Genomic DNA, 15,037 nt, shown 5'->3' on the forward strand with positions numbered 1-15,037 from the left:
CTTCCTTCCTGTTAGTTGGCAAAGAGCCGCGCATCGTGGGTCTGGCTGCGCAGCGCGGCAATGTCGGCCGCGAAGGTGGTGGCATGCAGGTCGTCGAGAGGCGGCGCCGGCTGAGCGAGGACTTGTGCAAGCGGCGCGCGCAGGAGCGCGAGCACACGCTGCGCGTCGAGATGCCCGACGATGCCGAGGCGCACGGCTGAACTCACCGCGCCGGTACAGGTCATGTGCGCGGAGATGGCGCGCGCCTCGTTCTCAGTGATGTGCAGGCTTCGCCATATGGCACCTTGAACAGCGGCGAGATGGCCACGCGTGCGGCCATCCACGATGGCCTCGCGGATCCGGCTCGCGGTTTCCGAGCCGAGCCGCGCGTGCACATCGGCGAGCGTGCGCCCGAGCCGACGCGAGCCATTGCGCAGGGCCGGCGGCAAGGCGGTAGCCTCGGCGAGGGCATCGACCTCACGCCATGCGTCGAATGAATCCCCGGCACGCCAGGCGGCGCACACAAGTCCCTGATCCAGACTGGCCCAGCGCGACAGTGCCTGCGACTCGACGAATGCAAACAGCGTTGCAGCGTCGGTGACAAGCGCGTCACGCATGAGGCCTTCGAGACCCCACGAGAAAGCCATCGTGCCGCCCGGAAAGAAGCTGTCCGACTGTTGCAAGCTGGCAAGCAGGCTGACGGGGCACGCCGTGATGCCATGGTTTGCGCCGGTTGCCCGGGCGGAGGACAGGTCAGACATGGTGATGCTCCCTGCCGTCAGACACGTCGTTCGCGAGGCGAATACGTTGATCCGCCAGCATCGGCGCGAGCCTTTGCAGATAGTCGTCGAGCGCGCCTTTCACCGCGATTTCCAGTGCGCCTCGATCGAAGCGCACCTTCCAGTGCATATTGCCCGCGAAGTAGCCGAGTTCGAGCGCCGCCGCCGCGTCGCGTGGCGCAAGCCGCAGCCAGCGCGTGTCCTCGGTGCGCACGACAAGCGCCGCGTCGCGGTCGAGCCGCAGCACCGCGCCGTCGAACAGATGCATATCGCGATCGAGCGCGATGCCGCACTCATCGCCGCGCTGAGTGCGCGCGCGCAGGCGATGCCGCTTGATATCGTCGGCGGCGAGCGTCACATAATCCACCCGCCCGTGATGCTCGAGCGAGTGCAACAGATCGGCAATGCGCGGTTCGGCCGCACTGCCTATGATCGACGTGTAGGTAATCATCGCGTGTCGCTCCCGCCGGCCGGTTTAGCGGTGTGCCAGATCGGACGGGTTAGGAATGCCGGGGATCGGACACTCCTCGGTGCCCGGCGTGCCGCGCGTCAGTGCCTCGACCATCTTGCGGGTGCCTTCCGGATCGGTAATCCACTTCGAGTAGAAGTCGTACGGACAGTCGGCCACTCCGTCGGCGTCCTCGCGCGAATTGATCTTGCCGGTGTAGCCGCGATGCAGCAGCTTGTACAGATGGTTCTCCGACTGCATGTTTTTGCGCGCATCGCGGATCAGGCTCTTCGAGAGCGCGCCGTACTGGATGCCGAATTCCTCCTCACCGCATTCGCCCAGCGTGCGGCCGTCGAAGCCGATGATTGCCGAGTGGCCGAAGTAGGAGTAGACGCCATCGAAGCCGGCGGCATTGGCGACGGCCACGTAGACGTTGTTTGCCCACGCCATCGATTTCGCCATGAGCACCTGTTGCTCCTTGGCGGGGTACATGTAGCCCTGACAGCGTACGATCAGCTCGGCGCCTTTCATCGCGCAGTCGCGCCAGATCTCCGGGTAGTTACCGTCGTCGCAGATGATCAGACTGATTTTCAGTCCCTTCGGACCATCGGACACATACGTGCAGTTGCCGGGATACCAGCCCTCGATCGGCACCCACGGCATGATCTTGCGGTACCTCTGCACGATCTCGCCTTTGTCGTTCATCAGGATCAGCGTGTTATACGGGGCCTTGTGCGGATGCTCCTCGTGCCGCTCGCCCGTGAGCGAAAACACGCCCCACACGCCGGCGCTGCGGCATGCTTCGGCGAAAATTTCCGTTTCCTCGCCGGGCACGGCCGCCGCGGTGTCGTACATCTCCTGCTGGTCGTACATGATGCCGTGCGTACTGTATTCGGGGAAAATCACGAGATCCATGCCGGGCAAGCCGATCTTCATGCCCTTGACCATCTCGGCGATCTTGCGCGCGTTCGCGAGCACCTCCGCCCTGGTGTGAAGACGGGGCATCTTGTAGTTGACCACCGCTACGCCAACCGTGTCGAGACTGCTTGAAATGTCGCCGTGTAACATAAGTACTCCTTTTGGGTAAGGATGAACTCCCGTGCGGGAGCGTCATGAATCCAGTTGGTCGACTCAGATGGTCAGATAGCGCATGATCCGTTCCGCGTCGACGTTCTCACGCCGGTCGGCATGCACGAAGCGCCCCTTCTCGATGATGAGGAAGCGATCGGCGATTTCGAGCGTGAAGGTCAACACCTGCTCCGATACGATCAGGGCGAAGTTGCGTTCCTTCTTCAGGCGGTTGAGCGCGCGGGCGATGTCCTTGATGATCGACGGCTGGATGCCTTCCGTCGGCTCGTCGAGGATCAGCACCTTGGGTTCGGAGACGAGGGCGCGGGCAATCGCAAGCTGCTGTTGCTGGCCACCGGAGAGATTGCCGCCGCGCCGGTTGCGCATTTCCGCGAGCACCGGAAACGAGTCGTAGATGTACTCGGGAATCTTCGGCTTGCGCATCCGGTCCATGCCCGTGAGGATATTTTCTTCCACGCTGAGATAAGGGAAGATCATCCGTCCCTGTGGCACATAGCCGAAGCCCGCGGCAACCCGCTCGTAGCTTTTGGTGCCCGCGAGATCGCGCCCGCCCAGACGTATTTCGCCGCTGCGCGACGGAATCATGCCGATCAGCGACTTCAGCAAGGTGGTCTTGCCCATACCGTTGCGGCCCATCACGGCGATCGTTTCGCCCGCCGTCAGCTCGAAACTGAGATCGTGAAGAATATGGCTTTCGCCGTAGAACACGTTGAGGTTCTGGATAGCGAGCATGTTCAGTGTCCCAGATAGACTTCGATGACGCGCGGGTCGTTCTGCACCTGGTCCATCGTGCCTTCGGCGAGCTTTTTGCCCTGGTGCAGAACGGTGACCTTGTGTGCGACGGCTTTGACGAATTCCATGTCGTGCTCGATGACCACGACTGAGCGCCCCTTTGCAATCTCGCGCAACAGCGCGCCGGTCTGTTCGCGCTCCTTCGCGCTCATGCCGGCAACAGGCTCGTCGAGCAGCAGCAGTTCGGGATCCTGCATCAGCAACATGCCGATTTCGAGCCACTGCTTCTGGCCGTGCGATAACTGTGCCGCCTTGCGGTCGAGTTGATCGGCGAGGAAAATCATTTGCGCGACCCGGTCGATTTCGTTGCGCACGGTATCGTCGCGGTGAAAGAACAGGCAGCCGATCACATCGCGTTTCTTCGGGTAGGAAATTTCCAGATTCTCGGCCACGGTCAGATCTTCGTAGACGAGCGGGTTCTGGAATTTTCGGCCGACGCCCGCACGGGTGATCTGATATTCGAGCAAGCGTTCGAGGTTCAAGCCCTTAAACGCAATCGTTCCGTAGGTGGGTTTCGTTTTGCCGCAGATCATGTCGAGCAGCGTCGTCTTGCCGGCGCCGTTTGGGCCAATCACGACGTGCAACTCGTTTTCTTCGACGTAGAAATTCAGATCGTCGACTGCTTTGAAGCCGTCGAACGACACGGTCAGGTTCTCGACCGAAAGGATCATCTGACTCATTGGGCCGCTCCCTGGCGCTCGCGCAGCCATTCGATGACGCCGGCGAGTCCCTTGGGCAGGAACATCGGCACGAAGATAAAGAGGGCGCCGATCAGGTACAGCCAGAAGCCGACAAAGTTCTCGGACAGGAAACTCTTGGCGGCACCGACGAGGATCGCGCCATAAACCGCGCCGACCAGCGATAGCCGTCCACCCACCGCTGCGTAGATCACCATTTCGATCGATGGCACGATGCCGCATACCGAGGGCGACGCGAAGCCGACCTGCAGCGTGAACATCGCGCCGCCGATCGCCGAGAACAACGCTGCCACGGCGAAGATGAAGCCCTTGAAGAGGGCGGGGTCATAGCCCGAGAAACGGATGCGGTCCTCGCGGTCGCGGATCGCGATCAACACCTTGCCGAGGCGGCTTTTCAGAATGAACCGGCCGGCAAGGATCGCGGCCAGCAACAGGCACGCGCTCACGTAGTACAGCACGTAGACGGCGGTGTCGCTCTGCACGCTGTAACCCATGAAGGTGGGCAGATTCGTGATGCCGTTGATGCCACCCGTGTAGCCTTGTTGCCCGATGATCACGATCGACATGATCGATGCGAGCGCCAGTGTCACGATCGAAAAATACACACCGCCCACGCGCTTCCGAAAATTCGCGTAGGCCAGGATGAAGGCGAGCAGCGTTGGCAGGATCACGATGGCTGGCAGGGCAAACCACGCGTGCTCGAAGGGCGCCCACCACCAGGGCAGCTTGTCGATGCTGTTCCAGGTCATGAAGTCGGGCACAGGCGGCCCGCCATTGCCGAACACGGCCGCCGCCGGATCGGCGGAGGTCGCCTCGAGCTTCATGTACATCGCCATCATGTAGCTGCCGAGGCCGAAGAAAATGCCCTGTCCGAGACTCAGAATGCCGCCGTAGCCCCAGGTGAGCACGAGCCCCGCCGCGCAGAACGCGAAGCTCAGATACTTCGCGAACAGGCCGAGGCGGAACGAGCCGGACACCGCCGGAATGGCGACCAGCAGAAGCAGCGCGAGGATCACCACGGAATAGCGTTCGAGCAGCAGCGTGGCACGCAATCCAGCGCTATGCGTCGACGCGGCGGGACTCGAAGCACGCGGCGATGAAATAGGGAGGTCTTTCATGGTTAGCGGCGAACCTTGAGTGCGAAGAGCCCATTGGGCCGGAAGTACAGTGCGACGATCACCAGCAGCAGAATGGCCGCCTTCGCCATCGAACCGCTCAGCACCAGCTCGAACATCGATTGCAACTGTCCGATCGAAAACGCCGAGAGGAATGTGCCGACGAGACTCTCGACGCCGCCGAACACGACAACGATGAAGGTGTCGACAATGTATTGCTGCCCGGTTACCGGTCCGGTCGAGGCCAGCATCGTGAGGGCGCTGCCTGCAATTCCGGCGAGGCCGCAGCCCACTGCGAAGGTCACTGCGTCCACGCGCTCGGTATTGATGCCGGCGGCGCCTGCCATCGCGCGGTTCTGCATCACCGAGCGGATGCGCAGCCCCCAGCGGCTGCGAAACAGAAAGAGATACACCGCGAGCGCCACCGCCAGTGTGAGACCAATGATGAAGATGCGGGAGAGCGGAATCGCGATCCCAGGCGTCGGATTCCATGCACCCTGCAACCATGTCACGGTGGGCACACTCACATCGATCGGTCCGAATAGTTGACGGTAGAGCTGCTGCAACACCAGCGACAACCCCCAGGTTGCCAGCATCGTGTCGAGTGGCCGGTGGTAGAGAAAGCGGATCATCGAGCGTTCCAATACGAAACCGACTGCCCCCGTTACCACGAACGCCACCACGATACCGACGAGGAAATACGCGCCCATCAGCGAAGGCAGATAGCGGGCGAACACGAGCGATGTGAGATAAGTCATATACGCGCCGAGCGCCATCAATTCGCCGTGCGCCATGTTGATGACGCCCATCAGGCCGAACACGATCGCAAGACCGATGGCCATCAGCGCCAGCACCGTGAAGAGCGACAAGCCGTTGAAGACCTGGGTCAGAAAAGTATCGAGAGTCATCGCAGTTCTTTTGCCGGAAAGGATGCCTGGAAAACAAGGCGCGATAGGCAGGGGCGACCCATCGGCGCCGGGTATGACATGAGAATTCGCTCAGCCGAGTTTCGGGAACGGATTCGGTTCGATGAGCGGCGATTCGTACAGAATGTCGACCTGTCCGTCCGGTTTGAAGGCGCCGATCCGCGCGTGCTTCCACAGGTGATGGTTGCTGACGTGGAAATGGATCTGTCCTTCCGGTGCGTCCCAGCTGAGATTCGACGACGCCGCTACCACCTTCTCCACGGCGAAGCTTTTGGCCTTTTCCGCCGCCAGCTTCCACAGATAGACGGACGTGTAGGCCGCTTCCATCGTGTCGCCGATCACGCGGTCGGCGCCGTACTTTGCCTTGAACGCAGGAACGAACTTCGCGTTCACCGGGTTCTGCACGCTCTGGAAGTAGCCCATGCACGAGAGCACGCCGGTCAGGTTGTCGCGGCCGATGCCGATGGCTTCCTCTTCGGTCACCGCGAGCGCCATGATCGGCTGATTCTGGCCGGTGATGCCGACCGAGTTCAGTTGCTTGTAGAACGCCACATTCGAGCCGCCCACGATCGTCGAAAGAATCACGTCGGGCTTGGCGGCCTTGATCTTGTTGATGACCGAGGAGAACTCGACGGTGCCGAGCGGGAAGTAGTCTTCGCCGACAACAGTGCCGCCTGCTTTCGCAATGGTCGGGTGCGCGATGCGGTTGGTCGTGCGCGGCCAGATGTAGTCCGAACCGATCAGGTAGAACTTCTTGCCCTTGTTTTTGGCCAGCCAGTTGACGGCCGGGATCACCGATTGTGTGGCTTCCTGACCCGTGTACATGATGTTCTTCGACATCTCGAGCCCTTCGTAGTACGTCGGATAGTAGAGCAGGCCGTTATAGCGTTCGAACACAGGCAGTACGGCCTTGCGCGACGCTGATGTGTAGCAGCCGAACACAGCGGCGACCTTGTCGCTTTCCATCAACTTTTGCGCCTTCTCCGCGAAGGTCGGCCAATCGCTCGCACCGTCTTCAACGATTGCCTGGATCGGGCGGCCGAGGACGCCACCCGCGGCGTTGATTTCGTCGATCGCGAGCTTCTCGGCGTCGACGACGTGGGCTTCAGCAATCGCAACCGTCCCCGTAAGCGAGTGCAGGATGCCGACCTTCACCGGGTCCGCTGCCGCAGCAGAACGCGAGGCCAGCATCAGCGACCCGGGAATTGCACCAGCTGCGGCGGTGGCGATCGCGGTCTTCAAAAAGTCACGTCTGTTGTTCTTCATGGCGCCCTTCACAAAAGTTAAAGACAAAAAAAAGCCCGAAACCAGCGATTAGCTGGTTTTCGGGCTTTTTTGGCCGGTGTCATGCAAGACGCCTTTGTCTCGCACAACGAAACTCGTTAGGATCGAGGGTGCAGGTCTCGGCTTCACACTCGATCACGAGCAGCGATAACGCAAAAGCTGTGCCATTGGCAGCGTGCATGCGAATTTCTGATGGCCTCATGCAGGCAATCCGCGCGCAATGCCTTTTGGAACAGTACATTACCGTCAGCTCGCAGGCCGTGATCGTCGTTCCGGTTTCATTCTTCGCCGCGCAGTGCGTTCCCCAAGCTGGGGTGAACACGCACAATGCCCGTGCATGGAACCGGAGTCGTGCACAGCGCTGCGCGCTGGTGGGCCGCTCAACCTGCCGTCACTCTCTGGCTGAACTATGACCTCATTACCCAATGAACCGATCAAGGTCGGCGTGTTGTTCTCTTCGTCCGGTGTGACCGCGCCGATCGAGTTGTCGCAGCAGCGCGCGACGATCCTGGCAGCCGAAGAAATCAACCACGCCGGTGGCATCAATGGTCGTGAGCTGCAACTGGTGTTTCGCGATCCGGCTTCGACGCCGGCCCGTTACGCCGCACTGATTGAACAGTTGATCGTCGAGGAGCAGATCCGTGTTGTGGTGGGCTGCTATATGTCGAGCACGCGCAAGGCGGTGATTCCGATCGTCGAGCGGCACAACGCATTGCTGTTCTATCCGACGCTCTATGAAGGCTTCGAGTACAGCCGCAACGTGATCTACACCGGCGCCGCGCCGAACCAGAACAGCTTGCCGCTCGCGGACTACATGCTGGGCCACTTCGGTTCACGCGTGTTCATGGTGGGCTCAGATTACATTTACCCTTACGAGTCGAACCGTATCATGAGCGATCTCGTGTTCGAGCGGGGTGGCGAGAAACTCGAAGAGATCTATCTGCCGCTCGATGCCGGCTGGTCCAGCTATCTAAGCGTGGCGAAGAAGATCGCGGCGCAGGCGCCGGACTTTGTCTTCTCGACCGTGGTGGGCAGCGGTATCTCGCACATGTACCGCGCGTTTGCGGAGGCAGGGCTCGATCCTTACAAGACGCCGATCGCGAGCCTGACAACCAGTGAAACGGAAGTCGCCGCGATGGGCGCCGCGCTGGGCGAAGGGCACATCACCGCGGCGACTTACTTTCAATCGGTGAGCGACCCCGTCAATCAGCGTTGCCTCGCCAACTATCACCAGCGCTTCGGCAGTGGCGTCGTGACCGATATGTGCTGGGAAGCGGCTTATTTCCAGATGCATGTGCTCGCCAACGCAATGCGTATCACAGGCGGGGATGACACCAATGCCTTGCTCAAGACGCTGCCGGGGCTCGAGCTGAATGCGCCGCAGGGGCGTATCCGGATTGACGAACACAATCACCATACCTATCTGCATCCTCGGATCGGGCGCCTGAACCGGCATGGCCAGTTCGATATCCTGAGCGATTCACCCGGGTGGACGCGAGCGGATCCGTTTGTCATTTCGCACTCGCTAGTCGACGAGGCGGAATCGCACGGTGGACCAGACGAGGTGCGCTCATGAAGCAGCGCTCGTCTTCCCGCACCCCTCAGGCGCTTCGCGATATCCGCTCGCTAAGCGTGCTGGCCATCCACCCTCAGGATCAGGACGGGGAGGAACTGCTGGGGCAGCTGTGCCGTATCGGCTGCAAGGTCCAGATGACCTGGCCCGCGCTCGACACATTGCCGGACGCCACCGATGTCGTGTTTCTCGCGGTCCGTCCGGAGACACTTTCGGTTAGCCTGCCGTGGATGAATGCGAAGGGTGCCCCCCCGGTGATTCCGGTCGTCAGTTATGAGAATCCGATCATCATCGAGGCGGTCATGCAGCTTGGCGCGTATTGCGTGGTGCCGTCACCGGTGCGCTCGTTCGGCCTGCTGACGGCGATTGCCGTCACGCTCAATCAGCACCGCAACCGCCTGCAAATGGAGCGCTATGTGCGGCGCGTTGAGGACAAGCTCGCCGAGCAACGACAGATCCAGCGGGCCAAGACCATTCTTATGGAAACGCGCAATCTTTCCGAGCAGGAGGCCTACGACCTGTTGCGCTCACAAGCCATGGTGAAGCGCGAACACATCGAAACCGTCGCCGAGGCGATCATCAAGGCGGATGAGGTGTTGCGATTTTGACAGATGCAAACGGACGAGGGCAGCGCCGCCGGAAAACCACCACAGCGGCGCCGATTCGAAGCAAGCCTGGAAACCAGCTCTCACCCTCTACCAAGCGCGATAAACCGCTCGAGATGATGATCCTCATCGCCCAACTGATGGTCGATCATCACAAGGCGCTTCGCATAGTGCGCCATCGGCAACTCCCACGTCATGCCGATACCGCCATGCAACTGAATACATTCCTCGGCGACCATCGTCCCTATCCTGCCGATGCTGTATTTCGCCGCTGACACCGCGCGTTCCCGCGCCGTACGCTCAGCGCCAAGCGCGGCCGCGGCATTGATCACCGCCGATCGCGCCTGCTCGATCTCGAGCAGCAGATCCGCCATCCGATGTTGCAACGCCTGGAAGCTGCCGATCGGCACGCCGAACTGCTTGCGCGTGCGCAGGTACTCGAGTGTGTAGTCTTTCGCGACATCCATCGCGCCGACCGCTTCGGAACACAACGCAAGCACGCCGCAACTGATCGCGTATTCGAGCGTCGCAAAGCCTTCTCCAGCTGCGCCGAGCACCGCATCGTCTGCGAGCATGACGTTGTCGAACGTGATCTCGGCCGCACGGCCGCCGTCGATCTTGCGATAGCCACGCACGCTGACACCCGCGGCGTCGCGCGGCACGAGGAAGAGCGTGATGCCGGCTTCGGCGTCATCAGCACCTGCGGTGCGTGCGGAGACCAGAAAAACGGAAGCGTGCTCGCCGAGCTGAACCACCGCCTTCGCGCCATTCAACTGCCATGCGTCGCCAACACGCTGAGCACGTGTTGTGACGCGCGACAGTTCGTAGTGGCCGTCCGGCTCACCATGCCCGAGCGCAACGATCCGGGATCCGTCGATCAATTCGCCAAGCGCGGCCTTTTGCGCTTCATTGCCGCCCCGCGCGATCGCCTGGCCGACGATCAGCGTATCGAGAAACGGCTCGACCACGAGGCCGCGACCCAGGCTCTCGAATACGACGGCGATATCGAAGCCGCCACCGCCAAATCCGCCCTGCGATTCATCGAACAACGCGCCGATAATGCCGAGTTCCGCGAAGCGATTCCACAGGTCGGTGTTGAAGCCTTCGGGCGAGCCTGCGATGCGGTCGCGCGTTTCGAAGGCGTATTGCTCGGTGACAAAACGGTTGAGCGTATCCGCCAGCATGCGGCGGTCTTCGGTGTGCTGGAAATTCATGACGTCCGCCCCTTACAGTCCCAGGATCATTTTGGAAATGATGTTCTTCTGGATTTCGTTGGAGCCGCCGAAGATCGACAGCTTGCGGTTGTTGAAGTAGAGCGAGGCAGCGCTCGCGGCTTCGTCTGGACCGACTGGCGTACCCTCGAAGCCATCGTGCAAGGCTTCCTCGACGAACGGTTGCGCATACGGCCCCATCGCACGGCGCGTGAGCGAGGAGATCTCCTGGCGAATCTCGGTGCCACGAATCTTCAGCATCGAACTCTCGGCGCCCGGCACGCCGCAGCCGGCCACCGCCGCGATCACGCGCAGATTGGTGGTCTTCATGTTCTCCAGATCGATCTCGACGCGCGCCATGCGTGCGGCAAACGACGGATCTTCAGCGAGCGGCCGTCCGTTGCGTTGCTGCTTCGCGGCGATCTTGCGCAGCCGGTTGAACGCAGCGACCGAGAAGCCAACGCCCGCGATATTGGTGCGCTCATACGTGAGAAGGTACTTGGCGTAGGTCCAGCCTTTATTCTCTTCGCCCACGAGGTTCTCAGCCGGTACACGCACATCCGTGAAGAAGACTTCGTTGACTTCATGCTCGCCGTCGAGCGTGATGATCGGCCGCACTTCGACGCCTGGCGTGTTCATGTCGATCAGCAGAAAGCTGATGCCTTCCTGCTTGCGCACGTCGGTGGCGCTGCGCACGAGACAGAAGATCATGTTCGCGTAGTGGCCAAGCGTGGTCCACGTCTTCTGACCGTTGACGATGTAGTGTTCGCCTTGCGCATCGCTGCCGCGTACCGCGGTGGTCTTGACCGATGCGAGGTCTGAGCCCGCGCCCGGTTCTGAGTAGCCCTGGCACCACCAGTCCGAACCATCGAGAATGCGCGGCAACCAGTGGCGCTTTTGCGCTTCGTTGCCGTATTTGATCAACACCGGGCCGAGCATGTTGACGCCGAACGGCACGATGCGCGGTGCGCCCGCCAATGCGCATTCATTCTCGAAGATAAATTTCTGCACGGCGTTCCAGCCTGGGCCACCGTACTCCTTCGGCCAATGATTGGCGAGCCAGCCCTGCGCGTTGAGAATCGCGTGCCACTCGGCCATGTCGTCGCGCGTGAGGCGGCGGCCGCCGTGTACTTTGTCGGCGAGACGTTGCGGGAGTTTGTCACGCAAAAACCGCTGCACGTCAGTGCGAAAAGCCTCTTCTTCAGGCGTGAAGTTCAGATCCATAGCGGGTTCTTCCCCTAGATATTTACCGGACCGGCGAGTGAGCGGGCAGGCGGGCGCGCCCCCTGTCGGTCGAGAATGCTCCAAATAACGTGCTGTCTCAAGCTGACTGGTTGAGGCTCGCGAAATCCTCGCCGCGCTCGACCAGATCGACCAGCAGCGGCGACGCACGCCAGAACAGCGGGTCTTCTTTGGCGAATTCACGAATGTCCGCGAGAACCGTGGCGAGGCCTACGCTATCGGCGTATTTCATCGGACCGCCGCGATAGCGCGGAAAGCCGTAGCCATAGAGGAAGGTCACGTCGACATCGAGCGGCCGCAGCGCGATGCCTTCGTGCACGACATTGGCGCCTTCGTTGATCATCGCGGCCATGTAGCGGCGCATGATTTCTTCGTCGGTGAACGTGCGCGGCGTGATGCCGGCGCGCTCGCGTTCGGCGTCGATGATGGCCTCGACTTCAGGGTCGGGTGCGCCGCTGCGCGAACCTTCGGGGTACAGATAAAAACCACGGCCGGTCTTCTGGCCAAACCAGCCACGTTCGCAAAGACGGTCGGCGATCTGCACGTAGCGCGCGTTGGGGTTCCGTGTGGCCGCGCGCCGCTTGCGCGCGGCCCAACCGATGTCGCCGCCTGCCAGATCGACCACCTGGAACGGGCCCATCGGGAAGCCGAACGCACGCACGGCCGCGTCGATCTGGTACGGCGACGCGCCGTCTTCCATCATCGCGTCGGCCGCGCTGCGATACACCGCCAGCACGCGATTGCCGATGAAACCGTCGCACACGCCGGCCCGCACCGGCGTCTTGCGCAGCTTCTTGGCGAGTTCGAACGCGGTGGCCACCACGTCGGCGCTGACCTGCTTCGGCACCACCACTTCCAGCAGCTTCATGATGTTGGCGGGGGAGAAGAAGTGCAGGCCGATCACATCCGCGGGGCGGGAAATGCTGGCTGCAATCGCGTCGATGTCGAGATACGACGTGTTGGTGGCGAGCACCGCGCCCGCTTTGCAAACGCGATCGAGTTCGGCAAACACGGCTTTTTTCACCGATAGGTCTTCGAATACGGCTTCGATCACCAGATCGGCGTCGGCGAGCGCGTCGTATGACGTGCTGCCTTGCCAGCGTGTCATCACGTCGGCTTTCTTTTCCGCGCTCATGCGGCCTTTGGCGATCAGGCCGTCGTAGACCTTTTCGATGTGCGCGCGACCGCGTGCGAGCGACGCGTCGTCGCGTTCGATCATCGTCACCGGCAGGCCGGCATCGAGCACGGCGACGGCAATGCCCGCGCCCATCGTGCCGCCACCCACCACGCCGATCTTGTTCAGCGCGCGTGGTTTGGTATCGCGTGTTTCCGGGGCTTTGAGCACTTCGCGTTCGGCGAAGAACGCGTGAATCAGGCCGGCGCGCTGCGGGCTGTCGATGCATTCGAGGAACAGTTTGCGTTCGAGTCGCAGGCCTTCTTCGAAAGGCTGTTCGATAGCGGCTTCCACGGCGTCGACGATCTTTAACGGGGAAAACAGGCCGCGCGATTTCTTCGCTGTTTCTGCGCGTGCTGCGGTGACGGCGGCGAGGCTCGCTGCGCGGTCGCTGAGCGCCGCGGCATCGCGCGTGCGGCGCACCGGCGCATGAGCGGCCAGCAGTTCTTGCGCGTAGGCGAGTCCTTCAGCGAGGATGTCGTCACTGCTGCCGAACCGGTCGATGAGGCCAAGCGCGAGCGCTTCTTTCGCGCTGGCGTGGCGACCGCTCAGGATCAGATCGAGGGCGGCCTGCGCGCCGATCAGACGCGGCGTACGCTGTGTGCCGCCTGCGCCCGGCAGCAGGCCCAGTTGCACTTCAGGCAAACCGAGCTTCGCGCCATTCACGGCGAGACGGTAGTGCGCTGCGAGCGCCACTTCCAGGCCGCCGCCGAGCGCAGCGCCGTGAATAGCGGCCACCACCGGCTTCGAACATGCCTCGATACGGTTGCACACGTCCGGCAGTGACGGCGGCACCGGCGGCTTGCCGAACTCGCGAATGTCCGCACCCGCGATGAAGTTGCGCCCGGCGCCGACGATCAGCACGGCTTCGACCGCCTTGTCGGCATCCGCGGCTTCGATGGCGGCGAGCAGGCCGCGCCGCACGTCGGCGGACAAGGCGTTGACCGGTGCGTGGTCGATGGTCACCAGCAGGACTTTGCCGCGCAATTCGCGCGTTACAACGTCGGCGGAAGGGTTGAGGGTCATCGTGTCGTCTCCTGATTGATATCGGGGCAGAGTGGGCATACCGGGCCTGGCGAATTCTCCGATTGTGGGTTGGTCAAGGTTTATTGACAATTGCATAGACGGTTGACAGACTGTCAAAGATATTTTGACAAAGGCCTTGCTATGGACGTCAATTCGCTGACCTTGCTGGTCGATATCCTCGATGCGGGCAACCTGAGCGAAGCCGCGCGCCGGCTGAAAATGAGCCGCGCGAATGTGAGTTACCACCTGAACCAGTTGGAGCGCTCGATCGGGCTGCAACTGGTCAGGCGCACCACGCGCCGGGTCGAAGCGACTGAAATCGGTCTGCAGTTATACGAGCATGGCCGCACCATTCAGAATGCGTTGCTGGCGGCGCGCGAATCGGTCACCACGCTCGGGCAGAGCTTGCAGGGGCGGGTGCGGTTGAGTGTGCCGAGCGGTTACGGGCAACTGGTGATGTCGGACTGGCTGATCGCGTTCAAGCGTCTGTATCCGGGCATCGTGCTGGACGTGATGTTCGAGAATCGGGTCGAGGACCTGATGCGCGACGAGGTCGACATCGCGGTTCGGGTGATGTCGGAGCCGCCGCAGAATCTCGTCGCACGAGACATGGGGCCGGTGCGATACGTTGCGTGTGCGTCGCCGGAATTTGCTGCAAGCCGCGGTATGCCGGTGCGTCTCGACGAATTGCGCACAGCGCCCTTGATTACGGCGGCGGTGGTCGGCAGGCAGTTGCGGGTGGCGGCGTATCTGCGCGACGAACGCCACGAAGTACTGCTTGAGCCGACGATTATTTCCGAGAACTTCCTGTTCTTGCGCCAGGCGGTGCTGGCTGGTCTAGGCGTCGGTCTGGTGCCGGACTACGTGGTGCAGGACGACCTGCGCCGCGGCGACGTGGTGACGGCGCTCGATGAATGGCGTCTAAGCATCTTCGGTACGAACATGTACCTGCTCTACATGCCGAATCGGCATCACACGCGGGCGGCAGCGAGTTTTATCGAGTTCATCCTTGAGCAGGCGCACGGAAGTGGCAGAGGGGTGGCTGCTTGAGTCGGAACGAAGCGCTGGTGCCTCACTCGCGGGTATGCTTAACAAA

Annotated in this window: 14 protein-coding genes; 3 read left to right on the top strand and 11 right to left on the bottom strand. The window is 61.8% G+C overall.

What is annotated here, in order from left to right:
- Positions 1-11: 11 nt before the first annotated feature.
- From M0D66_RS27100 to urtA, 8 genes are all read right to left on the bottom strand, one after another.
- Positions 12-740 carry an urease accessory protein UreF gene (locus M0D66_RS27100; protein WP_200618916.1) on the bottom strand — a complete coding sequence of 243 codons (729 nt, stop codon included), beginning with the start codon at positions 738-740 and terminating at the stop codon, positions 12-14.
- Positions 733-1,209 (bottom strand): urease accessory protein UreE, encoded by a 477-nt coding sequence (ureE, locus tag M0D66_RS27105; protein WP_211702360.1) that lies wholly within the window; start codon positions 1,207-1,209, stop codon positions 733-735. Before ureE ends, M0D66_RS27100 begins: the two co-directional genes overlap by 8 nt.
- A 24-nt stretch (positions 1,210-1,233) precedes the next feature.
- Positions 1,234-2,274, bottom strand: coding sequence for an aliphatic amidase (locus M0D66_RS27110; protein WP_211708337.1), 1,041 nt, complete (start codon positions 2,272-2,274; stop codon positions 1,234-1,236).
- A 63-nt stretch (positions 2,275-2,337) separates the two neighbouring features.
- Positions 2,338-3,027 (bottom strand): urea ABC transporter ATP-binding subunit UrtE, encoded by a 690-nt coding sequence (gene urtE / locus M0D66_RS27115; protein ID WP_093643254.1) that lies wholly within the window; start codon positions 3,025-3,027, stop codon positions 2,338-2,340.
- Between the two features lie 2 nt (positions 3,028-3,029).
- Positions 3,030-3,767, bottom strand: a complete 738-nt coding sequence (gene urtD / locus M0D66_RS27120) for an urea ABC transporter ATP-binding protein UrtD (protein WP_093643251.1) — start codon at positions 3,765-3,767, stop codon at positions 3,030-3,032.
- Entirely contained in the window at positions 3,764-4,903 is a 1,140-nt protein-coding gene (gene urtC / locus M0D66_RS27125; protein ID WP_200618914.1) for an urea ABC transporter permease subunit UrtC, read from the bottom strand. Before urtC ends, urtD begins: the two co-directional genes overlap by 4 nt.
- 2 nt (positions 4,904-4,905) lie before the next feature.
- A complete protein-coding gene (gene urtB / locus M0D66_RS27130) occupies positions 4,906-5,808 on the bottom strand; it encodes an urea ABC transporter permease subunit UrtB (RefSeq protein ID WP_211702366.1) in 903 nt (300 codons plus the stop codon).
- A gap of 90 nt (positions 5,809-5,898) precedes the next feature.
- Positions 5,899-7,092, bottom strand: coding sequence for an urea ABC transporter substrate-binding protein (urtA, locus tag M0D66_RS27135; protein WP_211702368.1), 1,194 nt, complete (start codon positions 7,090-7,092; stop codon positions 5,899-5,901).
- Between the two features lie 427 nt (positions 7,093-7,519).
- On the opposite strand from urtA, the gene M0D66_RS27140 reads away from it, so the two are divergent.
- Complete coding sequence (locus M0D66_RS27140; protein ID WP_266212102.1) at positions 7,520-8,686, top strand: transporter substrate-binding domain-containing protein; 1,167 nt, start codon at positions 7,520-7,522, stop codon at positions 8,684-8,686.
- Positions 8,683-9,291, top strand: coding sequence for an ANTAR domain-containing response regulator (locus M0D66_RS27145; protein ID WP_093643238.1), 609 nt, complete (start codon positions 8,683-8,685; stop codon positions 9,289-9,291). The genes M0D66_RS27140 and M0D66_RS27145 overlap by 4 nt, the downstream gene beginning before the upstream one ends.
- Positions 9,292-9,371: 80 nt before the next feature.
- On the opposite strand, the gene M0D66_RS27150 is transcribed toward M0D66_RS27145, so the two are convergent.
- The 3 genes from M0D66_RS27150 to M0D66_RS27160 all read right to left on the bottom strand — a co-directional run bounded on the left by M0D66_RS27150 (position 9,372) and on the right by M0D66_RS27160 (position 13,941).
- A complete protein-coding gene (locus M0D66_RS27150; RefSeq protein ID WP_211702370.1) occupies positions 9,372-10,502 on the bottom strand; it encodes an acyl-CoA dehydrogenase family protein in 1,131 nt (376 codons plus the stop codon).
- A 12-nt stretch (positions 10,503-10,514) separates the two neighbouring features.
- The gene (locus M0D66_RS27155) at positions 10,515-11,723 is read right to left on the bottom strand and encodes an acyl-CoA dehydrogenase family protein (protein ID WP_266212103.1); all 1,209 of its coding nucleotides are present in this window, start codon (positions 11,721-11,723) and stop codon (positions 10,515-10,517) included.
- Positions 11,724-11,820: 97 nt separating this feature from the next.
- On the bottom strand, positions 11,821-13,941 hold the full coding sequence (locus M0D66_RS27160) for a 3-hydroxyacyl-CoA dehydrogenase NAD-binding domain-containing protein (RefSeq protein WP_266212104.1): 2,121 nt from the start codon (positions 13,939-13,941) through the stop codon (positions 11,821-11,823).
- 141 nt (positions 13,942-14,082) lie between these two features.
- On the opposite strand from M0D66_RS27160, the gene M0D66_RS27165 reads away from it, so the two are divergent.
- Positions 14,083-14,991, top strand: coding sequence for a LysR family transcriptional regulator (locus M0D66_RS27165; protein ID WP_093643226.1), 909 nt, complete (start codon positions 14,083-14,085; stop codon positions 14,989-14,991).
- Positions 14,992-15,037 lie beyond the last annotated feature (46 nt).

It is taken from the genome of Paraburkholderia sp. SECH2 (genome assembly GCF_030464795.1).
Taxonomy (GTDB): Bacteria; Pseudomonadota; Gammaproteobacteria; order Burkholderiales; family Burkholderiaceae; genus Paraburkholderia; species Paraburkholderia aspalathi.